The sequence below is a fragment of the Komagataeibacter nataicola genome (assembly GCF_003207795.1).
GTDB lineage: Bacteria > Pseudomonadota > Alphaproteobacteria > Acetobacterales > Acetobacteraceae > Komagataeibacter > Komagataeibacter nataicola.
Genome location: NZ_NIRT01000027.1, coordinates 12,549 through 37,252 on the forward strand (window position 1 = coordinate 12,549; position 24,704 = coordinate 37,252).

Annotated in this window: 15 protein-coding genes and 1 pseudogene; 9 read left to right on the forward strand and 7 right to left on the reverse strand. The window is 59.8% G+C overall.

Annotated elements, in window-relative coordinates; all coding sequences use genetic code 11:
- Together CDI09_RS12995 and CDI09_RS13000 are read left to right on the forward strand one after the other, a co-directional pair.
- Positions 1-945: a PDR/VanB family oxidoreductase gene (locus CDI09_RS12995; RefSeq protein WP_078523904.1), complete on the forward strand. Its 945-nt coding sequence runs from the start codon at positions 1-3 to the stop codon at positions 943-945.
- Positions 946-1,417: 472 nt separating this feature from the next.
- Positions 1,418-2,005 (forward strand): TetR/AcrR family transcriptional regulator, encoded by a 588-nt coding sequence (locus CDI09_RS13000; RefSeq protein WP_078523906.1) that lies wholly within the window; start codon positions 1,418-1,420, stop codon positions 2,003-2,005.
- A 128-nt stretch (positions 2,006-2,133) separates the two neighbouring features.
- On the opposite strand, the gene CDI09_RS13005 is transcribed toward CDI09_RS13000, so the two are convergent.
- Positions 2,134-2,877: a TetR/AcrR family transcriptional regulator gene (locus tag CDI09_RS13005; RefSeq protein ID WP_236944571.1), complete on the reverse strand. Its 744-nt coding sequence runs from the start codon at positions 2,875-2,877 to the stop codon at positions 2,134-2,136.
- Between the two features lie 699 nt (positions 2,878-3,576).
- Here CDI09_RS13005 and bcsA point away from each other — a divergent pair.
- The 7 genes from bcsA to CDI09_RS13040 all read left to right on the forward strand — a co-directional run bounded on the left by bcsA (position 3,577) and on the right by CDI09_RS13040 (position 18,570).
- Entirely contained in the window at positions 3,577-8,100 is a 4,524-nt protein-coding gene (bcsA, locus tag CDI09_RS13010; RefSeq protein ID WP_236944572.1) for a UDP-forming cellulose synthase catalytic subunit, read from the forward strand.
- A gap of 118 nt (positions 8,101-8,218) precedes the next feature.
- Positions 8,219-8,890, forward strand: a complete 672-nt coding sequence (locus CDI09_RS13015; RefSeq protein ID WP_078523909.1) for an SGNH/GDSL hydrolase family protein — start codon at positions 8,219-8,221, stop codon at positions 8,888-8,890.
- 38 nt (positions 8,891-8,928) lie between these two features.
- On the forward strand, positions 8,929-10,089 hold the full coding sequence (locus CDI09_RS13020; RefSeq protein ID WP_078523910.1) for an acyltransferase family protein: 1,161 nt from the start codon (positions 8,929-8,931) through the stop codon (positions 10,087-10,089).
- Positions 10,090-10,171: 82 nt separating this feature from the next.
- The gene (locus CDI09_RS13025) at positions 10,172-14,041 is read left to right on the forward strand and encodes a cellulose synthase subunit BcsC-related outer membrane protein (protein ID WP_249034027.1); all 3,870 of its coding nucleotides are present in this window, start codon (positions 10,172-10,174) and stop codon (positions 14,039-14,041) included.
- Between the two features lie 57 nt (positions 14,042-14,098).
- Positions 14,099-15,778, forward strand: a complete 1,680-nt coding sequence (locus tag CDI09_RS13030) for an SGNH/GDSL hydrolase family protein (protein ID WP_078523911.1) — start codon at positions 14,099-14,101, stop codon at positions 15,776-15,778.
- 269 nt (positions 15,779-16,047) lie between these two features.
- A complete protein-coding gene (locus CDI09_RS13035; protein WP_249034028.1) occupies positions 16,048-17,355 on the forward strand; it encodes a DUF1800 domain-containing protein in 1,308 nt (435 codons plus the stop codon).
- Between the two features lie 3 nt (positions 17,356-17,358).
- The gene (locus CDI09_RS13040) at positions 17,359-18,570 is read left to right on the forward strand and encodes a DUF1501 domain-containing protein (protein ID WP_078523912.1); all 1,212 of its coding nucleotides are present in this window, start codon (positions 17,359-17,361) and stop codon (positions 18,568-18,570) included.
- Positions 18,571-18,636: 66 nt separating this feature from the next.
- On the opposite strand, the gene CDI09_RS18225 is transcribed toward CDI09_RS13040, so the two are convergent.
- The 6 genes and pseudogenes from CDI09_RS18225 to CDI09_RS13055 form a co-directional block, all read right to left on the reverse strand.
- Positions 18,637-18,795 carry a hypothetical protein gene (locus CDI09_RS18225; protein WP_167370153.1) on the reverse strand — a complete coding sequence of 53 codons (159 nt, stop codon included), beginning with the start codon at positions 18,793-18,795 and terminating at the stop codon, positions 18,637-18,639.
- Positions 18,796-18,929: 134 nt separating this feature from the next.
- Positions 18,930-19,091 (reverse strand): hypothetical protein, encoded by a 162-nt coding sequence (locus CDI09_RS18230; RefSeq protein ID WP_167370154.1) that lies wholly within the window; start codon positions 19,089-19,091, stop codon positions 18,930-18,932.
- 76 nt (positions 19,092-19,167) lie between these two features.
- Positions 19,168-21,663 (reverse strand): phosphocholine-specific phospholipase C, encoded by a 2,496-nt coding sequence (locus CDI09_RS13045; RefSeq protein ID WP_078523913.1) that lies wholly within the window; start codon positions 21,661-21,663, stop codon positions 19,168-19,170.
- Between the two features lie 54 nt (positions 21,664-21,717).
- Positions 21,718-23,745, reverse strand: a complete 2,028-nt coding sequence (locus tag CDI09_RS13050; RefSeq protein ID WP_236944576.1) for a TonB-dependent receptor — start codon at positions 23,743-23,745, stop codon at positions 21,718-21,720.
- A 36-nt stretch (positions 23,746-23,781) separates the two neighbouring features.
- A complete protein-coding gene (locus tag CDI09_RS18580) occupies positions 23,782-24,084 on the reverse strand; it encodes a hypothetical protein (protein ID WP_236944577.1) in 303 nt (100 codons plus the stop codon).
- Between the two features lie 312 nt (positions 24,085-24,396).
- Positions 24,397-24,573, reverse strand: a pseudogene (locus CDI09_RS13055) (plasmid stabilization protein); the annotation flags it as partial.
- Between the last annotated feature and the right edge of the window lie 131 nt (positions 24,574-24,704).

Here is a 24,704-nt window from a genome sequence, read left to right on the forward strand (position 1 = left end):
ATGTCAGCTCTTTTTCCTGTTGTCGTGCGCGACGTCATGCCGGAGGGCGTTGACTGCATCCGCCTGCGCCTCGCGGCAGCGCCGGGGCAGGGGACGCTGCCCCGCTTCGCGCCCGGCGCGCATGTTGATGTCCTGACCCCCTCGGGGCTGGTGCGCCAGTATTCGCTGTGTGGCGATGTTGATGATCCCGGTGTTTACGAACTGTGCATCAAGCGCGAAGCCGCCTCACGCGGGGGATCGGACTCCCTGTGCCGCATGGTGGATAAGGGGATGGAACTGCACATCTCGCCGCCCCGCAATGCCTTCGCGCTGCCGGTCGCGCAACACTATGTGCTGATTGCAGGCGGGATCGGGATTACGCCGCTCCTGTCCATGATGGCGCGGCTACAGCGCCAGGGCGCGGACTGGACACTGTATTATTACACACGCACGCCCGATCAGGCACCGTTCAGGGGCCGACTGCTTGTCGCCCCCTATGTGAATCGCGTGCACATGGCCAGAAGCCTCAAACAGGGCTATCCTGCCGCATTGGCCCATCCTGAAGCAGATACGGCCATCATGCTGTGTGGGCCAAATGGTTTCATGCAGGCTGTCTCGTCCCACGCCATCGCGGCGGGCTGGGAACCTGAGCAGATCCATACGGAATATTTCTGCCCGACGGAAGCGGCGCCTGATGATGAAGAACAGGCATTTGAAGTCATACTGGCCCGCTCCGGACGCAGCCTCACCGTGCCGCCCGGCCAGAGCATTGCCGACGCCCTGATGGCGGCAGGCATCGAGGTCAATCTCTCATGTGAACAGGGCATGTGCGGGGCCTGTGTCGTGCCACTTCTGGCCGGAGAAGGTGCGCACCGTGACATGGTAATGACCGAGGAGGAGCAGGCCTGCAGCATTGCCCTGTGCTGCTCACGCGCCCGCACGCCCTCCCTCACACTGGACCTGTAACATCCATGCTGACGATCTGTCCGGTCTATTTATATTATATAAATTAAAATAAATTTACTAAAAACGATGGTGTATTCAAAATACTTTATGAACAAATATTTGTTTGAAAATACCTAATTTGCAGTAAATTATTAAAATATGCTTACACAAAGACAAATATTTAACACAGCATAAATTATAAACTATTTTGTATAATTATTATATTTTGATAATTTCTTTATTATGGACGGAAATTATTATATTCTGTAGCGTTTATGACAAAAGAAAAATCATCATGTCCTGTATTAAAACCCGACGCGCCCCTGTAAAGGGACAGGATACGAACGGTGCACAGGAAAAACAAAAAACTGGTTTGAATTTCAGACTTATATAACTTCTGACCACATGGGCAGGTCGGTGCGTTACACCAATGCCATTGACACAATACATACCATCATGACAAAGCCGTTGCACGGATCCAATGGAGTGAAATATGCCGCGCGACGAAGGTGCCGCACCGACCCGGCAACACATTATTGAAAGCTTTGTTGCCCTTATTGAAGAGTGCGATGATGTCACGATCTCGACGGTCCGTATTGCAGAACGCGCCAATCTTTCTGTAAGAACCATCTATAAGTATTTTCCCTGCCGTGATGCCCTGTTGCAGGCTACGGGTGAATGGCTGAATACGCAGGTATTTGGCTTTGCGCTGGGTACAGGCAAGAATGATCTGGTGCAGGGTTTCCGCATTGCGGCGGAGCGGTTTGACGAGCATCCCAATCTTTCTCGCATCCTTGCCCTGACACGGGTCGGGCGTTCGATGCGGATCAAGTTCCGCAATGAGCTTGCCATCCGCCGGCGTAGAACGCTATGGCGCGACACGCCCGAGGTACCAGCCGCCGACCGGCGCCGGGCAGAAGCCGTGATCGCCTGCCTGGACAATATCCAGTCGTGGCTGACACTCAAGGAAGAGTTTGATATGAACGGCAGCGAGGCAGGGACCGCCATAAGTTGGGCAATCGAAGTGATCCTGCGTGAAACCCGTGCCGCAGCATCTTCAGATCAGCCTCCCCAACCATGAACATCAAAGCCCGGCGTGGCGATGGGCACTGCGGGCAACAGGGATCATGGCATATAAAACGGTTATCCGGGCCAAGCAGCATCAACAAGGCGAATGATCCGGAGCGCGGCTTCCATCATACCATCAGTCTAGCCTGTTCCGTCCGGGTTTGCATCTAGCGCGCGGGCCAGATCGCCCCTTATGAAGGCATCGAGAATGCCGTTCAGAAAAGTAGCCATGGCTTCACGCGGGTTATCACTATCTGAAAAAGGTCCGTTGGATGCGTTCGTGACGAATAGATTCGATAAACCGCAAAGCATGGCGTACATACCGTAACCGACCTCCACCTTTCGGCCCAGGGTTTTCATGTCATTGGGGCCGAAATCGTCGGTTAACGCAAAAACCCGCTTGCCATAGATCAATTCCATCAGATCCTCGAACGCAGCGCCTGCCATGATGCGGTAGCGTGGATAGGCATAGGCATCCGGTATGTAACCGGACATGAGCCGGTAGATCTGGGGGTTGGTGCAAGCAAAGTCCACGCAGTAGAATACAATGCGCTTGAGCGCATCGGTGCGATTGGCGCAAGTGCGATTGATATGGGCGATCTGCTTGCGAAAAGCCTGAAAATGCTCCACGGCAATTTCAAGCAGCAGGTCGTTCAGGCTCCCGTAGTGATTATAGAAATTGGCAGGAGCGACTTTGATTTCCCGGGCAAGGCGACGTACCGACAGATCTTCGAGCCGTTCAGATTCGAGTATTCTGATAGTCGCGATTCTCAGATCTTCAGAGACGTTTCCTTTATGATAGGCTCTCGGAATGGGACGGCATCCTTCTGAAATGAGCCGGAACGAAATACGTTCCCAGCGTATGTTACTGATAATTATAATCAAATATTATGTCATGATTGCGGAACATAAAAAAATTTATAAGAATTGTATAAAATATGAAAAAATTCCTATTTACGTATTCAGATTGCGCCCTGGAAGCCATTTGTCATAAATCCAAAGAGTCCCCATGCCCAACCAGAACTGAAACTTCAGATCTCCTGCCTGGGCAGGATGGCCAGAACACCCGGGATGTAACGCATCAGGTTATTGCCGACTTTGGCCAATCGGCATTTTGTAAGAATTCCTTCCTACGATATTGACGTTTGATCGTATGAACTCTGTTCATATCAAAAAGGAAATGCGCTGCCAGAAGCGGCCTGCCTGAGACCCCTTGGAAATTTCATAAAAATTAACATTTTCAGACGGCATGACGGCAAAAAAACACATCATTCATGCCCTGTTATGCTGCAGATCTTTCTTCTTGACAGAACGTTAATCGGAAATTAACACCGTTAATATGTTCAATAAACATCAATTTTAAGATAGGGATGAACGCATACCGATCAACCACCTGTATTCTTTAATATTTTATTGAATCAGGCGGTAAAATTTTAAGGTTTAAGTGAACAATGTTCATATTTAGCACCCTTGTTCCTGCTCGTAATGACGGCTGCGGGAGCAGGGGGCATTCACCATGTTAAGGCAGCGATATAGCTGGAAATGTTCAGGGCAAGACGCATAGCGGACAAAGTCACGGACCTGATGAAAAAGACACCGCTCAGCCGGATGCCCCCATGGGTGCCGGTTGCTGTTGGTGCAATCATCATGGGATTTGCGGGGTCCATAACGCTCAGCCTGTATTCACAGGGTCTGCTATGCGTTGGCACGGTCACGCTCCTGCTGGTGCTAAACCGCAGGCCGGGGCGGGGCATCACCATATTCCTGATGATGCTGTCGCTGCTTGTATCGCTGCGCTACATCGTGTGGCGTCTGACCACCACGCTGGAGTTCCACGGGTGGATACAGGGCGGTCTGTCCGTGCTGCTCCTGCTGGCCGAGACCTATGCCCTGGTCACGCTGTGCCTGAGTTACTTCCAGATGTCATGGCCGCTGGAGCGCAGGGAGCACGCCCTGCCAGATGATCCGGCCGACTGGCCGAGCGTGGATGTCTATGTGCCATCCTATAATGAAGAACTGTCCCTCGTGCGCTCGACAGTTCTTGGCGCGCTGGAACTTGACTGGCCGGCTGATAAGCTGAACGTCTATATTCTTGATGATGGCCGACGGGTTGCCTTCCGTGATTTTGCGGTAGAATCTGGTGCAGGTTATATTATCCGCGCGGAAAATAATCACGCAAAGGCAGGCAATCTCAACCACGCCCTGAAAGTAACAGATGGAAAATTCGCCATCATTTTTGACTGCGATCACGTTCCCACCCGTGGTTTTCTCAAAAGAACCATCGGCTGGATGATTGCCGACCCCAACCTCGCTCTTTTGCAGACCCCGCATCATTTCTACGCGCCCGACCCGTTCCAGCGCAACCTCGCCGCAGGCATGCGTGTGCCGCCGGAAGGCAACATGTTCTATGGCCTGGTGCAGGATGGAAATGATTTCTGGGATGCAACGTTTTTCTGTGGCTCGTGCGCCGTCATCCGCCGCTCCGCCGTTATGGGGATTGGCGGGTTCGCGACCGAGACGGTAACGGAGGATGCGCATACCGCGCTCAAGATGCAGCGCAAGGGCTGGGGCACCGGCTACCTGCGCGAACCGCTGGCCGGCGGGCTGGCGACCGAGCGCCTGATCCTGCACATCGGCCAGCGCGTGCGCTGGGCGCGCGGCATGCTCCAGATCATGCGGCTCGACAATCCCATGCTTGGCCCCGGCCTGCGGTGGGAGCAGCGGCTTTGCTACCTGTCGGCCATGTCGCACTTCCTGTTTGCCATTCCACGCGTGACCTTTCTGGTCTCGCCGCTGGCCTATCTTTTTCTTGGTGAAAACATCATCGCGGCATCGCCGCTGGCCATCAGCGCCTATGCGCTACCTCATATCTTCCATTCCATCATGACGCTTTCACGCGTTGAAGGCCGGTGGCGCTATTCCTTCTGGAGCGAGATTTACGAAACCTCGCTCGCGCTGTTCCTGGTGCGGATCACCATCGTAACCCTGCTCCAGCCCCACAAGGGCAAGTTCAACGTAACCGACAAGGGCGGCCTGCTGGAGCGCAGCTATTTCGATTTCAGCGCGGTCTATCCCAACATCATCCTGGCGCTGATCCTGTTCGCAGCCCTTGCGCGCGGCATATTTGGCATCATCTGGCAATATCACGACCGCCTGGCGCTCCAGTCCTTCGTGCTCAATACCCTGTGGGTGGTCATTAGCCTCATTATTGTGCTGGCCGCCATCGCCGTGGGGCGTGAAACGCGCCAGACCCGCAGCGCACCGCGCATTACCGTGCGCCTGCCCGTAACCGTTACCGATGGGCAGGGCAGGGCGTTCCATGCCCATACGCATGACCTGTCGCTAGGCGGCCTGTCGGTTGACATGGACTGGCCGCACGATGTCGAAGCGCCCCGGACCGTCATGGTCAGCTATGACAACGAGCGCGACGGCATTCATACGCACGTGCCCGCCCGGGTCATGGCCATGCAGCCGGGCAACCTGCGCCTGCAATGGGCGCGCCGGGACCTGAGCGATGAACGCCAGGTGGTCGATATGGTGTTCGGGCGCAACGATGCATGGGCCAACTGGGCCGATTTCCCCGCCGACCGCCCCCTGCGCAGCATCGCCATGGTGTTCAGAAGTATTGGCGACCTCTTTAAATGGCGCAAGCCTGAAAAACCCCGCCCCACTGCGCAGGCAGAGGCAATCACCATGCCCATGGTGGAAGAAAAACTGGAGAAACAGAGCCTCGTGCTGAAACCTGCCCAACGCGGCGCCCGCAGTGGGGCTGCCCTATCCGCCACCTTCCTCACAGCCTTCACGGCACTGCTCCCGGCAGCTATGGCGCAGGGGCTGCCGCCCGCGTCCGCCACGGTAGACCAGAGTGGAATCAGCGCCCAGACTCCGTTTGGTGACAGCAATACAGGCAACGTGCCTGATGTGACGCCGCCAATCGACCCGCTGGCTGCAGCCCGGATCAGTGATACGGAGGTCACGCGCACCCTGTCGTTCCGTGACCTCGGGGCTACGACCGGCCCGCTGACATTACGCGGCTACTCTCCGCTACAGGGGCTTGATGTGGTCGTGCCCGCCAACCGGGTGGTAACGCACGCGCAGCTCACCCTGTCTGGCGCGCTCTCGCCGTCGCTGCTGCCTGAGGCGAGCGCTGTCACGGTTACGCTGAACGAGCAGTATATCGGCACGATCAAGGTCAACCCTGACCACCCCGCGTTCGGCCCCATCACATTCGATGTCGATCCGCTATATTTTACCGGCGACAACAAGCTCAATTTCCGTTTTGCCGGTGAATACAGGCGTGATTGCAATGATCTCTTCAACGAGATCCTGTGGGCGCGTATTTCCGACAGTTCACGCATCACCCTGACCACGGTGCGGATCGCGCCCGAGCGCAAGCTCTCGCGTCTGCCTGCGCCCTTCTTCGATCCCAACCTGCGTGCGGCGTTGCGGGTTCCGGTCGTCATGCCATCCCCCGATAGCCGCGATGACCTGAAGGCGGCAGGCGTGATTGCTTCATGGTTTGGCAAGATCGCCGATTTCCGCGCGCTGTCCTTTCCCGTTTCCACAACCGTGCCCGCATCGGGCAACGCGGTTGAAGTGGGCCGGAACATTCCCCTTGATGCCAATGGCACGCTGCCCACCGGCCCGACCCTGGCCGAGATCGTCAACCCCAATGACCCGTGGGGCACCATCCTGATCGTGACCGGGCGCACGCCGCAGGAAGTCGAGGCAGCCGCGCGCAACCTCGCGTTCTCGCATGATACGCTTGGCGGCGTGGCCTCGAAAGTGGTGGAGGACGTGAGCCTTGCCCCCCGCCAGCCTTATGACGCACCCGCCTTCGTGCCAACGGACCGGCCCGTGCGCTTCGGTGAGCTTGTAGGGGCGGCCGACCTGCAGGGCGGGGGCTACACGCCCGCGGGCATGACCCTGCCATTCCACCTGCCGCCCGACCTGTATACATGGCGGGGGCGGCCTTACCTCATGAACATGTGGGTGCGCGCGCCGGGCGGCCCGGTGGTGGACCTCGAGACATCACGCGTCGATGTCAGCCTCAACAACAACTACCTGCAGAGCTATTCGCTCTCGCCGCCGGGCGTGTGGCAGAAATGGTCGGAAAGGCTGGTCAACCAGCATGCGGGCGCCACGGGTCACATGACGGCGCTGCCGCCGTGGCTACTGTTTGGCCAGAACCAGCTCCAGTTCAATTTTGATGCCCGGCCGATTGACCGGGGCGCATGCCGCCGCACGCCGGGTGATATCCGCATGAGCGTGGATTCAGATTCCACCCTCGACTTCCGCCGGGGCTACCATTACGCCGAACTGCCCAACCTGTCCTATTTCGCCGAGGCCGCCTTTCCGTTCTCCCGCATGGCCGATCTGTCCGAGACAACGATCATCCTGCCGCAAGGCCCGGATGCGGGTACGGCAGGCTCTTTCCTCGACCTCATGGGCTTTTTCGGGGCGACAACGTGGTACCCGGCGGCAGGCGTGCATGTCATGACGGCGGACCAGGTGAAGAATACCCCTCCACAGGGCGATATCATCCTGCTCTCCACCGCCGACAGGCTGAATGGGCAATCAGACCTGCTGTCACGCTCGCCTTACGTGATCAGGGACGGGCACGTGCGGGTTGGCCAGAGCATGGGGCTGCAGGGCATCTGGTACCTGTTTCAGGACCACGACCACGCCGGCCTCCTCAACGGTGTGACCGCTCACCTCAATGCGCCGATTGCCGAGGCCGGGGTCATGATCGGCGCGCAGTCGCCCTATGACAGCCACCGCTCGGTCATCGCCTTTGTGGGAGATACGCCGCAGCGCATCCATGATCTGGTGCTCAGCCTGCGCAATACCAGGGATCTGTCTTCCATCCAGGGGGACCTGGTGCTCAAGAACGCCGAACAGTTTACCAGTTACCGCACCGCGCCGACCTATAAAGTGGGCTCATTACCCCTGTGGCTGCAACTGGACCGGTATCTGAGTTATCATCCTTTCATTCTTTATCTGACCGGTCTATCAGGAGCGGGGTTGACCGCCTTCGGGGCGTGGAGCTGGCTGCGCGCCAAATCACGCAGGCGCGTGCTGGATGATAACAGGACCGGTGAGGCGTGAGGCACAACAACGCCCCCGCCATGCAGGCCAAATCACGACAGGGTGTGGCCAGTCTGGACGGGCATGCCTGTAGCGCCACCCTGGCCCATAAATAAATTCTTATACGGAGAAGTAATTCATGAGTGCTCTTCTTGCCGGACTCACGCTGCTGATTATCGGTGACAGTCACGTCACGTTCAAGGACTCCCTGCTGTCCGTGCTGCCGGATGAATTCAGTCGTCAGGGTGCAAAAGTGGTCACCTACGGGGTCTGCTCCTCCACCGCGGCCGACTGGGTCGTGCCCAACCCCAACAATGGTTGCGGCGCCGCCGAGCGCATTGGTGATGCCCCGATTGGCGCGCCCAACATGAAGCCCGCATCGCCCCCGCCCATCAGCGACCTCGTGGCCAAGTGGCATCCCAACGTGGTAATGGTGATTCTTGGCGATACTATGGCAGCCTATGGCCAGGCCGCTGTCTCGAAGGACTGGGTGGACGAGCAGGTCAAGACCCTGACCTATGCCATTGGCAAGACCGCGTGCATCTGGGTGGGGCCGACCTGGGGCCAGTTCAGCCCGCGCTATGGCAAGACCGACCAGCGCGCAACCGAAATGGCCAGCTTCCTCAAGGGTGAAGTGGCGCCGTGCAGCTATGTCGATGGCACCGCGCTGCTCAAACAGGGCAGCGTGAACACCATCGATGGCATTCATGCAACGCCTGAAAGCTACAAGGTATGGGGCAATGCGATCGTGCAGGCGACGCTGCCTGAACTGGAAAAGCTGAAAGACGCCCCGCCTGCTACCGACCAGTAAGGTTGCCCCTGACGGGCACAAGACGTGGAAATCTGTTGATGCTGCACCAAAATGAACCTGCCCCCACCACAAGCAGGTGGCGTGAAATACTTGAGAAAGATTTTTTTCCCCTTAACCGTCGGCGCGATATTGATGGGCTGCGTGGCCTGGCCATTGCCCTTGTGGTCCTGTTCCATGCGGGCTGGCTGCAGGGGGGCTTTATCGGCGTCGATATTTTTGTGGTGATCTCGGGCTATTTCATGGGGCGCTCGGCGCTCATGCAGCATCCGTTCCAGCCCCTGCGCTTTGTCTGCCGCAGGCTCTACCGCCTGCTGCCCGCGCTGGTCTGCATGATCGGCCTGGTCTCGGCGGGCATGCTGTGGTGGGTCCTGCAGAGTGACCGGGCCGATATTGCCATCAACGGGGCGTATGCCCTGGTGTACCTGTCCAACATATGGGCCTCGGGGCATGTCGGGTATTTTCAGGGGCAGAGCATTGCCTACCCGTTCCTGCATACATGGTCGCTCTCGCTGGAAATGCAGTTCTACACCATCATTTTCCTGATGGCGCTGCTGCTGCCGCTGACAAAACACCGCAAGCTGGTGCTCTCGGGCATCTTTACCGTGTCACTGGCCTATTGCGCGTGGAGCTACGTCGAGGGCGATACGCAGGCTTATTACAATATATTCGATCGCCTGTGGCAGTTTTCACTTGGCACCATGATCTGGATATGTCCCCGGCCACGCCTTTCGCCGGTTGTTGCCAACATCATCTACGCCGCAGCACTGACGGTGATCGTGGGGGCGGGGCTGTTCTATACCCTTCAGTTTGCCTGCCCGTCCTACATGACCATTTTCCCCTGCCTCGCGGTGGCCACCATCATCATGCTGCCCGAAACGCACGTGGGCAGACTGTGCCTTGTGCCCATTTCACCGCTCGGGGTCATTTCTTACTCGGTCTATCTGTGGCACTGGCCCGGTATCGTGGTGGCGAATTATCTGTTCTTCTTCCAGGTGCACGGGTTGATGATGGCTGCCGTGCTGGGCATCGTGCTTGTCATCAGCGTGTTGAGCTACGTGTTTGTGGAGCGCACCGGGCTTGATTATGAGGACAGGGTTGCCGTTTGCGCCCGCAACCGTGGCGCGGCCCTTCTTATCGGTACCTGCATGATTCTGGCTGCGATCCTGTTCTATATCTCTTACGTGTCCCGTGTTCATTAGACACGACATAAAAGGACGATACCATGCCGCCACCGCGCTGCCTTCGGGGCGTGGGTGGCGGCGTACGCCTGCGGCCTGGGTCATGACGCCCCAGCCCATGCGGTCGGCAAATGGCACGCTGAAGCTCATCTGCGGCATGATGGCGGGCGTCATCCTGTCGGGTGAGGTGGCGCATGCGCAGACTGACCCCGCTCAGGTCACGCAAAACGGCCTGACAGCAACTGACGGCACAGCCATCACGGTCACGCCCACGCAGGAGCAGGATGCCGAACGCGCGGCCATGAACGCGCACCTGGCACATGCAGCCGCCGTGCTCGAACTCCTGCTCAACCAGGGCTATTACTGGCTGGGGCAGCATAACCTCAATAAAGCGCATGAAACGATAGAACGCGCGATTTCGCTTGATCCCGACAACCCTGAAGCACTTTACCTTCAGGGCCGCCTGCAGATGGCGCAGGGCAACCCGGCGCAGGCCTCGGCCACACTGGCCCGGCTGGTCCACAATGGCACGGCGCCGGGGCTGGTTACCGACCTCAAGGCGCAGATACAGGCCGGCCCCGTGGACCCAAAGGCCCTAGCCGAGGCGCGCGCTCTGGCGGCGGCAGGCAAGATGATGCCCGCCATGTTCAAGTACAAGGCCCTGTTCAAGCACGGCGACCCGCCACCCGATCTGGCGCTGGAATATTACCGCGTGCTGGGGGCCACCATCCTTGGCCGCCAGGAGGCCCAGACCAAACTGACCGCCTGGGTGCAGCGCAACCCGCGCGATCTTGATGCCCGGCTGTTGCTCGACCGGATCCTGACCTACCGCGTTACGTCGCGCCCCGAAGGGATGGACGGCCTGCGCGCGCTCGCCCGCTCCAGTGCGCCAGCTTCCATCAGGGCAGGGGCCGTTGCCGCATGGCGCGAGGCGCTGCTGTGGGAGCCGATTACTGGCCCCACCATTCCGCTCTATAACGAATGGCTTGGCCTGCACCCCGATGATGCGGAAGTAACCGAACTGCTGCACAAGGCGCAGGAAACGCAGAACGCCATCGACGCCGCAACCGCCCACCAGGAGGGCTATGCCCTGCTGGCCCGGCACAACCTGGAAGGGGCGTCCGAACGCTTTCAGCACGCCCTCGCACTCAATGCCCATGATGCGGATGCGCTTGGCGGACTGGGGCTGGTGGCGCAGGCCCGGCAGCAGCCTGCCCAGGCCACGCAGTATTTTTTGCAGGCCATGCAGGCTGACCCGGATTCAGCGCCCCACTGGCGGGCTGCCATCAAGGCGCTGCAATCTGGCGGGGGCGGGGGCATGGACCCGCTGGTGGTGCGCATCCTCCAGGCCATCAATACTGGCCATTACGAAGCCGCCCGCACGGATCTTGCCCTGCTCGGCCGCCGTTCGGGCAATGGGCTGACCTACCTGTCGCTGGACGGCATGCTTGAGCGCAGGCAGGGGCATAACGCGGAAGCCGAGCGCATCTACCGCCAGATTCTAAGCCGGGCGCCGGACAATGCCGATGCGCTGTTCAATCTGGGCGCCATCCTGATCCAGACCGGGCGCGGGGCGGAAGCACAGGAGATCATCGCCCGCCTCAGGCCGCTGCGCCCGGCGCTGGCCGTGCACCTGCAGGCCGCCGATCTTTCCGCCCGCGCCGAGCAGACGCGCGATGCTGATGAACGGGTGGCCCTGCTGCGTCAGGCCGTAACCCTCGACCCCACGGACCCGTGGATCCGTCTCAAGCTCGCCCATGCGCTTGACGATGCCGGCGGCCATTTTCAGGCCCAAAGCCTGATGGACGACCTGACAAACGCAGCATCCGTCACGCCAGATGACCTGCAGGCCGGGATCATCTACGCCATGGGGCAGCATGACCTGACCACGGCCGAGCGCCTGATGGCGCGCCTGCCTGCAACCGGGCGGAGCGCTGGCATGGCCAGTATTGCCGGCCAGATCGAGCTTGCCCGCCGCATCCAGGCGCTCAACCGCGCGCCGCGCGCGGACAATGCCGCGCTCGTGGCCCTTGCCGACCAGCCCGACCCCACGGGCGACCGGGGCATGCAGATTGCTGGCGCCCTGCTTGACCGCCATGCCACGCGCGAGGCCCAGCAGGTGCTCGTACAGGAAGAGCGCCTGACCCAGCCGCCCAAGGCTGCGCAGATGCTGGCCTATGCCGGGATGTACCTGCGCCTGCATGCCATGTTCGACACCACGCGCTGCCTTGGCACCTTTGATGAGATGGCACGCGCCTACCCCGGCTACGCCACGGCGGAACAGATACGGATAAGAAACGATATCGCCATCGGCATTGCCATCATGACCGCCGATAACTTTGACCGTTATGGCCAGACCACGCAGGCCTATCAGGTCATGGCCCCCGTGCTGCGCGCCCACCCTGAATCAGCCGAGGCCCATCTGGCCATGGGCCGGATATACCAGACACGCAACATGCCCCGGCGCGCACTGGAAGAAGACCAGATTGCCCTGCGCCTCAAGCCGCGCAATATCTACGCTCTCGCCGCCGCCGCGCGTGACGCGGGCGGTACAGGCAGGGTGGATCTGGCGCGGAGCTATGCCGGCCGCCTTGTGCATGAAGACCCCGATGGCCCGATGACATGGGAAGTGCGCTCCGATGTCGATCGCGTGGCGGGCAACACGCGTGTCCAGCTTGCCGATGTGGAGCACGCGCGTAGCGCCCAGCGCACGCTGGATGGTGAAGGCGCGTATGAAGGCCATGAAAGTTTCCTGCCGGATTATCGCTGGCCGTTCATTGACAGCAATTATATCGATCTGCAGGGTGCGACACTGCCTGCAAGCTATCATTACATCCCCGAGGATGATGGCGCCGAGGCGATGGACCGGCAGATTGTCTACCTGCGTGATTCCATCTCGCCACAGCTCGACGCCAACAGCTTCGTGCGTAGCCGCACGGGTGTTGCGGGGCTGGGGCAGCTGACGGAATTCGCCATTCCCATAACCGGCACGCTGCCGTTTGAATCATGGGAGCACCGGCTGTCCTTTTCGGTCACACCCACGCTGCTGTTTACCGGCGACCCGCTGAAAAATGCCTATTCAGCCCAGCAGTTCGGCACCTATTCCGTCAATGGGGCCCGGCCGGGGGCTTACCATCATTACTATACGCAGGGCGTGGGGCTGAGCCTGAACTATGTCAACCACTGGTTCTCGGCCGATGTGGGGTCTTCACCGCTGGGCTTTCCCATCACCAACGTGGTGGGCGGGGTGGAATTCGCGCCGCGCCTGACCCGTAACCTCGGCCTGCGCATAAGCGGGGGCCGGCGCATGGTGACGGATAGCGAACTGTCCTACGCGGGCGAGCACGATCCCGGCACGAACCGGGTCTGGGGTGGTGTTACGCGCATGTTCGGCCATGGCGCGCTGGAATGGTCCGCGCCGGGGTGGAATGTTTATGGCGGTGGCGGGTTCGCCTATCTGGATGGCACGCATGTACAGGGCAATACCGAGGTCGAGGCCGGGGCAGGCGGCACCGCCACGGTATGGCAGACCCACGACCGGCAGTGGTTGCGTGTCGGGCTGGACCTCATGTATTTTGGTTACAGACGTAACAGTTACTTCTTTACATGGGGGCAGGGCGGCTACTTCTCACCACAGCAGTATTACGGCGCAATGGTGCCGGTTGAGTGGTCGGGGCATCAACAGCGATGGACGTGGTTCTTGCGCGGGGAGGCGGGGTTCCAGCATTATCACAGCAATGGAGCGCCCTATTACCCGACGAATGCCAGCCTGCGGCAGCTCGCGGCCCAGACCCCGTACGACTATTATGGAAGCGAGGACGCCAGCGGCCTTGCGGGCAACGTACGCGGGCGGCTGGTGTACCAGTTTACCCATCGGTTGCGCGTTGGCATGGAAGCTGGCTACAGCAGGGCAGGCAACTGGTCAGAAACCAGTGGCATGTGGATGGTACATTACACATTTGACGATCAATAATACAATCGGTCCGGGGCAGGTTCATGCCCTGCGCCCCCTATCCAGGAACAGTATTGCATGGAAACGCGCGGAAGAGTTCTAGCCTGCATCACGGCCATGGCCGTTGGCAGCCTGCCCGCCCTTGGCATGGCGGCACAATGCCCACCAGATGACCATAAGGGGGGAGAAACCTGCATTCCCGCCAATAGCGCCGTAGATCAGGGGCTGAACCGCCCGCCCGGCACGGATGACGACGTGAGCAGGGGTTACGCGCCAGGCGACCTGTGGCAGGCAGGCGGGCGTGTATGGCGTGCCACCTCGGTCACGCCAGGGGGCGCGCAGTGGGCCGCCGTGTCCACATCGAACGCTCCCGCCGATACCTTTGGCGCGCATGCCGTTTTTGCCGGTGGGCCTACACGGATGGTCAGCTCCTATTCCGGCCCTGCCGTGGATATCGAGACGACGGCCGGCGGCCAGACGGTAGCCACCACGCTCATCATACGGCCCGATGGCACGCTCGATACCGAGACCCTCCATCGCGTTCTGGCCGCGCGTGACGCAGGCACCTTCGCCACCGTTACCCGCGTGTATGACCAGACCGGCCATGGCAACCACCTCGTGGCAACGCCGGGGCACCATGTCGTGCATATCGGCGCGGTGCAGGTTTCGGGGCAGGAGACGCTGTCATGGGGCGAGAATAACGGGCCGGGCGGATTTGTCCTGCCACAGACGCTCAGGGTGCCCGCCAACAGCTTCTTTTTTGGCACCACGGGCACGTATGCCTCATCCAATTCCGGCTATTCGGCTTTTCCCGTGCCGCTCATGCTGGGGCAGAAGGGGCAGGAATTCAAGGTGTTCATGGGCAGCTACACGCTCGATGGCTTTGTGCATGTAGCCGACATGCGCAGCCCGGACCAGCGCACGGACCTCATCATCAGCAACGATCCTGCCGCCTTTGGCATTAGCGCAACACCCAATGGCTACCGGCTTGAAAACGGCAATAACCACGCCATGCTTGGCGGCGCACTGCCCGCGAGTTCGTTTTCCGGTGGGTATATCGGCTATAATGCCGATGGCGGGTCGTGGTTTGAGCAGGGGCGCAATACCGGGCAGTGGACCGGTATCGTCATAGCCGACCAGGACGCCACGGCCGAGCAGGAGCAGGACTTTGAGGCCGCCGCCGCCGTGGCGGGCGACCACATGCCGCAACTGCGCGATACTGTCGTTGCCATTGGCGATAGCCGGACGGAAGGCTACGGCCTGAGCGATGGCACGAACTGGCCCTATGTCATGCAGCGTTACGCACGCTACAAAAGCTACAATTTTGCCGTATCAGGTGCCACGACCAAGCAGATGCTGGACATGGTGCCTGCGGCGGAAGCGCTGGCAGGCCATCCCGGCCGCAAGGTGGCGGTTGTGTTTGGCGGCTTCAATGACCACCTGCACCATATCGGCACCGGCGAGACGGTCCATAACCTCGGGCATATCACCAGCCGCCTGAAAAAGGCTGGCTATCACGTTGCTTTCATCGATGAGGCCAATACGCAGGGCGCGCCGCGCAAGGCACTGACCAACGCGGTCGAGGATGGAAAGATCACTGCCGATACCGAACTCGATCTTTTCTCATCCGGCGAGCCCCTTGCCGATGTGCTTGACCAGACAAAATGGCTGGCCGATACGACCCACCCCAACCAGGCCGGGCATGACATCATCGCCCGCAACGTGTGGGAGAATATTGCCGATTTCTTTAAAAAATAAGGGCGCGACCCGCCTGCAGGAAGCCGTTTTCCGGTGCCGCCTTTCATGCTGAAAGGCGGCATTTTTTATAAAGGGCGGGGCCATCAGGATGGCATGCCATAATTTCATAAATGTTCCATAAAACGACGCGCCATATGGTGATATGCCCACCGACACCACAAGGGCTGCCACGCTCCACACGCGTGCGCCGCTGCCTTGATTGATCGCAGCCTGATCGTATTGTACTGGCACTGGTCGCTTATCCGCCCGCTTTTCAGGACAGGAATTTGGTGCAATCTTTGGAAATGATGAACCGGTTTGGCTGGGGCATACGGGGCACGCAAACATTATCGGACAGGCCGCATGACTGGCTGGCCCGCCAGTTGCACGAGCCCGACGCGGCCCGCTTTACCGGCGTGGGCACCACGGCCGATGGGCTGATCGCGCTGCATACGCAGCGTATGAACAGGGTGCAGGGCGATCCGCTTGTCAAACCGATCTTTCAGGCCGAGGTTGCAACCCAGCTCGACAACCTGCTTCTGACCCGCCAGCCTTTTCGCGAGCGGCTGGCCTGGTTCTGGTTCAACCACTTTACCGTCAGCCTGCGGCAGGGCGGCACGCGCGCGATCATTGGCGCCTACATGCGCGAAGCCATACGGCCGCATGTCACCGGCCGGTTCGTGGACATGCTGGTTGCCGTCATGCGCCATCCGGCCATGCTGATGTATCTTGATAACGCCTCATCCATCGGGCCGGACAGCCCGGCCGGGCGCAGGGGGCACCGGGGCCTCAACGAAAACCTGGCGCGGGAATGCCTCGAACTTCATACCCTCTCGCCACAGGGCGGCTACACGCAGGCCGATGTCACGGCCTTTGCCGCCATCCTGACCGGGTGGGGCGTGGACCTCAAGGCGGACCAGCCCGGTTTTGTCTTTCGGGAAAAAGCGCATGAGCCCGGTACCAAGACCCTGATGGGCCACCGCTTTGGGGAAGGAGAGGAAGGCGGCCTGCAGGCGCTGCATTTTCTGGGCACGCACCCCGCCACCTACCACCATATCGCCACCCGGATGGTTGCCCATTTCATAACCGACACGCCCGACGCGCGCGATGTCACGCAGGTCAGCCGCGTGTTGCAGGAAACAGGAGGCAACCTTGCCGCTGCCGCCCTGGTGCTGCCCACGCTGGTCAATACCACCCCGGAGGGCGGCAAATTCCGCTCGCCCATGGATTATGCCACGGCGGTGATGCGCGCGCTGTCGATGGGGGGCACACCAAGCCAGCCGGATGATCCACACTCGCCCGCGCATACGCTGCTTGCAGCCTTTGCCGCGCTGGGCCAGCCGTTATGGACCGCACCACTGCCCAATGGCTGGAGCGACCGCGCCGCTGACTGGGCAGCGCCAGCCGACATGCTGGCCCGCAGCGACTGGGCCTGGCAGATGGCCGGGCAGGTGCGCGATGGCGACCCGCTGGATATTGCCCATGCCGTGCTCGGCCCCGCACTCCGGGCACAGACGGTAACGGCCATGCAGCATGCAGGCTCAAGGCAGGATGCGCTGACGCTCCTGTTCTCCTCCCCCGAATTCCAGAGGCGTTAAATCATGTTGATCCGTCGTCGCGCGGCCCTGCTGGGTCTTGCCACAAGCTGGGCGCTGGGGCGTGCCTCGCTGGCCATGGCAGCCCCGTCCGGCCATGAAGATGACCCACGCCTTGTGGTCATTGTCATGCGTGGGGCGCTTGATGGCATGTCCGCCGTCACCCCTTATGGCGACCCGAGCCTTGCCACCCATCGCCGCGCGCTCATCCTGCCAGAGCCGGGAGCGGCCAAGGGGCTGCTTGATTTAGGCGGTTTTTACGGGCTGCACCCCGCGCTGCAGAACATGCATGCGCTTTATGCCGCGGGGCAATTGCTGCCGGTGCATGCCGTGGCGGGCAATTATCGCAGCCGCTCGCATTTCGAGGCGCAGGACTACCTTGAAAGTGGCGCGGATGCCCGCATGGATAGCGGCTGGCTCAACCGGGCCGTATCGCTCATGCCCCAGCGCGATGCGGGGCCGGATGGCTATGGCCTGGCCATGGGGCTGACCGTGCCGCTGCTGTTGCGTGGCCCGGCCCAGGTGGGCAGTTACGCGCCCGCCGCCAGCCATCACCCCGACCCCGATCTGTACCGCCAGATCGCAGCCCTCAACGCGGATGATCCGGTCACAGGCCCCGCCCTGCGCAATGCCCTGCAGGCGCGTGGCTTCTCCGATACCGTGATGGAAGACGGCAGGCCCGCCTCCGCCGCCCCGCGCAAGGGCAGCAGGCCCGATGCGTTCCTCACCCTTTCAACCGCAGCAGGCCGCATGCTGGCCAACCGGCGCGGCCCGCGCGTCGCCGCCCTCGAAATTGGGGGGTGGGATACCCATGCAAGGCAGGTCGACCGCCTTGGCCGCCCCCTGACCCAGCTCGACCGGGGGCTGGCGGCCCTGCGTGATGGCCTTGGCCCGGCATGGTCGCGCACGGTGGTGCTGGCCATGACCGAATTCGGCCGCACGGTACGCATCAACGGCACGGGCGGCACGGATCATGGCACGGGCACGGTTGCCTTCATTGCAGGTGGCGCCGTGGCAGGGGGGCGGGTAGCAGGCACATGGCCGGGCCTGCGCCCTGAGCAGCTATTTGAAAACCGCGACCTTGCCCCCACCACCGACCTGCGCTGCGTTGCGGCGGGGCTGCTATGCGATCACCTGCGGCTGAAGCCTGCGGGCATGGCCACGGTCTTTCCCGGTACGGCAGTTACGCCGATGCATGGACTGATCCGTCAGGCGTGAGGACAAGGGGCATTTTTGAAGCTTTTTGAAAGAAAGCTTCACCAAAAACTTCCTGATGTTTATCGCTTACATTCCATGTCGCGCCCAGATGGCCTCGATCTGACTGCAATCCCCCATCGCGGCATGGGCTTTGTACACTGTATCATAAAAAGCCTGCGGAATCTGGCCGTCGAGCGCATGCAGCACGGCGTTCACTCGTTCACTGACCGGGCTTTGCTGAACCATGCCATGACCCGTGCTTCATGGCCGCAGGGCTGCTCGTGCGCATCCTGCGCGTCGAAGTAGGCGTTATCCAGAAAGTCGATAGCGGACCGCATGCCATCCCTGCCGGGGCATGGATCGGCTTTGCCCGTGGCAAGTCAGGCCCGCACGTCGGCATCAAGATACGGTTCGGCATTGCTGGCATGGCAGGCGCATGCCGTCACCGCGCGGGAGATGGCGGCCCGTTGCACCGGGGCAAGCCTGCGCCCGCGCTCAACAAGATCCGGCCTGATGAGATTGAGCCGTATGTCGCAATTCATCTGGCTGCCCTGCATGTTTTATGGGGCCGCACGCACGACCCTAACCGGTTTCAGGCGTGCAGCACAGGCAGGGCAGTCAGGCTCGGTAAGCCGCCCCCATGGCCGGGTCCGTGCGGCCAGGCTGCCCGGTCTCGATGCGCCCTGCGAACTGATACCGCAGTTCCGGCTCATCATTGCTCGACAGGGTAAGATCATACCACAGCATGCCCTGCGTCAGGTCAAACGCCACATCAGCGCTGCCGCCCGGCGCCACATGCACCGCGCGCGTGGTGCCGGAGGGGGCCAGGGTGCAGGTCAGGTTCACGCTTTTCGGGCCATGATTGCTGATGGTCACGACAAGATCCTTCCCTGGCCCGCGCAGGTAGGTACATGCCGCCTGTAGCCGCAGGCCGCCCTTTTTGCCGCTATAGCGCCGGTAAAAGCCGTTGGGGGCATGCACGTCCACATCATAGACCCCGTTATGGAACGTGGACTGGGCAAAAGCCGCATCGAGCGCATCGCCCGCCGCTACGGCATAGGTGCCAGCCTGCATGCCGCCGCCAGCCGCCACGCCGTGGCGATAGATATTGAACGGCACGCCTGCTGCGCGGGCGCCAAAGCGGGTCGTGCCCGCGCGCAGGTGCACGGCCACCTGCCTGCCATCAGCCGACACTCCGCCATCACAATACGGCTCATAGGGCAGGGGAGAGGCGGCCCGCGTGCCGGATTCCTGCATCACGCTTTCGCGCATCCTGGCCGGGTCGTTGCGCAGGGTGGCGATCGTGGCTTCATCAAGCGCCTGGTAGCCGCCCGGCATGGGCCGATCGCGCGCGCTCTCGATGGTGTGCAGATACGCATTGCGCTCAAGGAAAGGCAGGTGCGGCACGCTGCCATCATAGGGGCGGAAGCACGATGTGAGGTCACCGCTGATGGCCCGCCGCCAGGGCGAGATATTGGTCTCGGTCACGTCCTTGCCGAATTTTCCCCGCACGAAGGCCTCAAGGAAACGCAGCGTGGAGGTATGCTCGAATAGCTGCGAATTCACCCATCCCCCCCGGCTCCATGGCGAGGCGATAACCATCGGCACGCGAAAGCCCAGCCCGATCGGCCCGCTGCGCGCGAGGCGTCTGGGCACGCCACGATCAATCTCATCCTGCGCGCTCGTATATTCCAGCCCCTTCTGCCCGATGCTGCGCGATGACGTGCCGGTTTCCGGCCGGGCGGGGTCAGGGGCGGCATAGGAGCAGCAATGATCGAAATACCCGTCATTTTCATCATAGGTCATGATGAAGATCGTTTTTTTCCAGACCTCGGGGTTTTCGGTCAGGATGTCCATGATCTCTGAGACATACCACGCGCCGTACCATGGCGAGGTCGGATGATCGGAGAAGTGCTCGGGCGCTGCCAGCCACGATACGGTGGGCAGCCTGCCAGTTTTGACATCCTGACGGAACTGATGGAGCACATCACCCTTGGGCGCCTGCATGTGGATGGCTTTCCTGCCATCATGGAATTTCAGTTTTTCCAGCTTGCGGTAGTTTTTATCGCCCGTGTTGGTCACAAAGGCCTTTTCAAACAGGGCGCGCTCCGCCGGTGTCAGTTTCTCGGGCGTCTCGCCCGATGCTGCGCGACGGCGCGTGAGCACGGCAAGCAGATTTCGCGCCTCGGCCAGCTGTTCGCCGTGCGTGCCCGACACCAGCATCTCATGCGTGTTCAGCCGGTCGATATGCAACTGGCATTCACTGATCCGCTCTTCAAGCCATGCGCCAAAGCCGGGATTGGCCGTGACATGGTACCTGTCGAAACACTCCAGCACATTGCACCCGAAATTGGACAGCCACGCCCGCTCTGGCGCGCTCATGCCGCCTGACTGCGAGAGTTCGTTCTGGTAGAATTTCCATGAAACACCCGCCTGTTCCAGCCGCTCGGGGAAGGTGCGCCACGTCATGCCACCTTCAAGGATCTCGCCATTGCGCATGTACACATTCGAGGCGGGGTCCTGCCGGTCACGCACCGTACCGGTCCAGAACAGCAGGCGGTTGGGGGTGGTGCTGGTCATGGCGCCACAGTAATTCTGGTCACATACGGTAAAGGCATCGGCCAGGGCGTAGTAAAAGGGCAGGTCTTCGCGCGTGTAATGGCCCATGGTCAGCGGATAGCGGGCATAGTCCTTGTGGTGCGACTTCTTGGCGTCGATCCAGCGGTCATGGCCGCCACTGTTCCACGCATCGACCTGACTGTCGCGGGAGTGGGGGATGGAGCCCATCCATGTCACGCGCGTATCGCGGATATTGAGCCGCCATGGCAGGTAGGTCTCGCCTGACTGGCTACCCTGCACAAAAACCGGATTGCCGTTGGGCAGGCGCATGGCACGCGGGTCGTTGAACCCGCGCACGCCCTGCAGGGTGCCAAATACATGATCGAAGGACCGGTTCTCCTGCATCAGGATCACGACATGCTCTGCATCCTGCCAGGTGGTGCCCACATCGGGCGCGATGGCGAAGGCCCGCCCGATGGCCGCGGGCAGGCGGGAAGATGCACCCGCGGCACCCGTCAGGAGGGCATATTTCAGGAAATCTCTACGTGTCGTCATGGTTCGCTCGCGCAAGGATGAAGCTGAAGAAGGGGGCCGGAGGGAATAAACACATCAGAAATTGGCGGAAAGCGTCGCCATCACCACAAAAGGCGCACCGATGACATAGGTCGGGGCAGAAGACTTGCCGCCCACACCCGCTGCTGCTGTCGCGTTGGTGGTGTAGGAATACATTGAAGAAAGGTAATGCTCGTTGCCAAGGTTGGTCAGGTTGATCTTGAGGCGGGGCTTGACCCGGCCAACCTGGGGCAGGGTGCGGCCAAAACCAAGATTGGCCGTGACGTAGCTGGGAATGCTTTGATCGTTCATGAGGGTGGCATACTGTGAGTCGGTATACTGCAAGGTGAAATTGCCGAACCATTTGCCATCAGTATAGGTCAGGCCCAGCGAACCGGAAAATTTGGGGGCACCGACTTCCTGCTTGCCCTTTGTCTGCAGGTAACCGCCGCCATAGGCAATATTGTTGCCGTTCTGGGTGTACATATACTGCCCCGAGGCATAGAAACTCACATGGTGCCAGGGGCGGGTCGCGAGTTCGGCCTGCAGCCCCCAGGCCTCAAGCCCGCCTGCGTTGATGACCTGCGAGATTTCGGTCGTGGTGCCTGGCTGGTAAGTTTCCGATGATATCTGATGGTTCGTTACATTGTAATGAAACCCCGCAACATTGGCCATGAACAGGCCACTGTAGCGATAACCCAGTTCCTCGGTAATCATGTATTCCGGCTTGTACTGGCTCATGGCCATCTGTAGTGGCTTGCCGGTTGTATAGCTGTATTGGGGCAGCTGTGAACTCAACGAGGCAGGCAGATGGTAGCCCGTGGTGCCATTGACATAGATCTGGTGGTCCGGGTTGAAGCGATAGCTGATCAGCACCTGCGGGGCGGGAATGAACAGGTTACGGATGGAAGGCGCCGTGCTGACCCCCGGCAGGTCCTGCGTGAACTGGCGGCTGACCATCGCCATGCGGATGCCGCCATCAATGGACAGGCGGTCATGTAAAAACGACAGTTTATCGTCAACGGCAAAGCTGTTGAGCTGCTGCTTGCCGTTTTCATTGTCTTCACCGATGGGAATGCCGCCATTTGCGGTCAGGTAAGGCTCGGAAGTGCTCCACTGCCCCTTAGTGTTAACGGGATAATAGCGGTCGCGCGCGCCTTCAGTTGCGTATGAATACCAATAAGAGAAAGTGAGGGTATTGAATTTATGGTGCCATTTGCCAACCAGCGTCAGGCCTGATGATATTGTGTACCAATCCGAGACCTCGGCGGCTGTCAGTTTCTTGCTTGTCGGGTCATAACCGGGCAGGTTCTTGTAATTGTCAAGGTATTTATATTTTTCGGATCCAACATAACCGCTGGATACGGGAAGGTTGCTTTCACCGTATTCATACGGACCATGGAATTCAACCGAGTAGGCCTCGGCATCAAGGCTGAGGCCATGACCAAAACTGAAATGATTTTTCAGCGCGCCATATATCGAACCCGTATTTTTTCCATCCAGCCCTTCATAATGCGTGTCACCATTATAATACTGGTTGTTCAGCCCATAATTGATACCATAGGTCTGCCAGTTTGCCATGGAGGGATAGAGCCACTCATTCTGCCTGGCCTGGGTCCAGCCAAATATGGCTTCCGTTTCATTGCCTTTTGACCATGTCTTGACCAGGGCCGCATCAACATGCCATTTGCGCACCTCGCCTGTGCCCCGCCACATGTCGCTGCGCGCATAAGACCCCGAAACAAAGGCCCGCACGCCAGAATGGCCGATTTCACCCGTGTCATAGCGGATGAAGTCCTTGTTGGTGCCATAAGACCCGCCCGATGCGGAAGTATAGATGTTCTGCTTTGCGGAGGGACGCCTGATGGATGTTGAAATTTCAGCGCCCGTGGCATTGTAGGTGGGCGAATTGATATCAACCGCGCCCTGCATCACATTGATCTGCCCCATGTTCTCGCTATCAACAAGCGAGGGGGTATAGGTACTGTAAGTAAAGGGGTTGGCGCCCGGAATGCCCTCGAACGTAACGCCGATCTCGGACTGGCCCATGCCGCGGATATGGATGGTGGAGAAGGATGTCGTCAACGGACCTTCACTGGCCGAGACAACACCGGGCAACGTCTAGATAAGGGATTCAATCGTGGAAGTAGGCGACTGCATGTCGATATAGTCATGCGTGAGCGAGCTGACCGTCTTGGGCGTGGTGTGATAGGCCATCATGCCGCCGCCAGCCTCTTTGTGCCGGGCGTGCACGGCAATTTTTTCTCCTTCCTCCCGTGTCTTGTCGCGATGGGAGTCTGGTTCGGCATGGTTGGTTTTTTTTGCGCCACCGTGGCGGTTATCGGTTTTTTCTTTGGCAAATGCGCTTGTGTTCTGGACAAAAAAACAGACAGCACTCAGAAGTAAAACTTTTCTCATTGCCATGGGGCGTTCCAAAGTTAAGCTTATATGAAGGCCCTCTAACAAATTCCTTATTGGGTTAATATACGACAATATTCCATTTCATTTTAACTTCACTCAATGTTATTAAAAATTCATATTTTAATATGTACCCATGACAGCAGCAGTACAAATAAAGAGGGAAACCATCGCCCTGCGCCCCATGTTTCATTTGTCTGAAAGGCGAGCACAAACCCGTAATCGTCTTGTGCCTCAGATACGACCACATCGAATTCCTTGCCCGGAAACGCCGCATGCACGACAAGCAGCCTGCGTGTAGCCTGAAGGGCATTTTCATGCCCCGTTTTTGCCCGAACCCTTTTTCTGCCCGCCACCGGTTTCCTTATTGACCGTGGCCCAGGCGCGGCGTTTCGCTTCATCCTCACTGACGCCGCGCTGCTCGTAGCTTTCCTCAATATGGGCGGCCTGTCGCTTCTGCTTGCCTGTATAGGCGGATTTATCACCACGCGGCATGATCCATGCTCCCGTTCCTGCATGTTTCGGGGCTTAGGCTCAGGACCCATTGATTTTTGTAGGGAATTTTGATTCAGGCTCTGCAAGGAGACTGAAGATGAGCGACCTGTTCTGGCTGACGGATGAACAGA

Coding starts and splice junctions, on each gene's coding strand:
- CDI09_RS13040 (WP_078523912.1), top strand. CDS start 17,359: ATGTTGATCCGTCGTCGCGCGGCCCTGCTGGGTCTTGCCACAAGCTGG.
- CDI09_RS13015 (WP_078523909.1), top strand. CDS start 8,219: ATGAGTGCTCTTCTTGCCGGACTCACGCTGCTGATTATCGGTGACAGT.
- CDI09_RS13030 (WP_078523911.1), top strand. CDS start 14,099: ATGGAAACGCGCGGAAGAGTTCTAGCCTGCATCACGGCCATGGCCGTT.
- CDI09_RS18225 (WP_167370153.1), bottom strand. CDS start 18,795: ATGGTTCAGCAAAGCCCGGTCAGTGAACGAGTGAACGCCGTGCTGCAT.
- CDI09_RS13000 (WP_078523906.1), top strand. CDS start 1,418: ATGCCGCGCGACGAAGGTGCCGCACCGACCCGGCAACACATTATTGAA.
- bcsA (WP_236944572.1), top strand. CDS start 3,577: ATGAAAAAGACACCGCTCAGCCGGATGCCCCCATGGGTGCCGGTTGCT.
- CDI09_RS13020 (WP_078523910.1), top strand. CDS start 8,929: ATGCTGCACCAAAATGAACCTGCCCCCACCACAAGCAGGTGGCGTGAA.
- CDI09_RS13025 (WP_249034027.1), top strand. CDS start 10,172: ATGACGCCCCAGCCCATGCGGTCGGCAAATGGCACGCTGAAGCTCATC.
- CDI09_RS18230 (WP_167370154.1), bottom strand. CDS start 19,091: ATGAATTGCGACATACGGCTCAATCTCATCAGGCCGGATCTTGTTGAG.
- CDI09_RS13045 (WP_078523913.1), bottom strand. CDS start 21,663: ATGACGACACGTAGAGATTTCCTGAAATATGCCCTCCTGACGGGTGCC.
- CDI09_RS12995 (WP_078523904.1), top strand. CDS start 1: ATGTCAGCTCTTTTTCCTGTTGTCGTGCGCGACGTCATGCCGGAGGGC.
- CDI09_RS18580 (WP_236944577.1), bottom strand. CDS start 24,084: ATGGCAATGAGAAAAGTTTTACTTCTGAGTGCTGTCTGTTTTTTTGTC.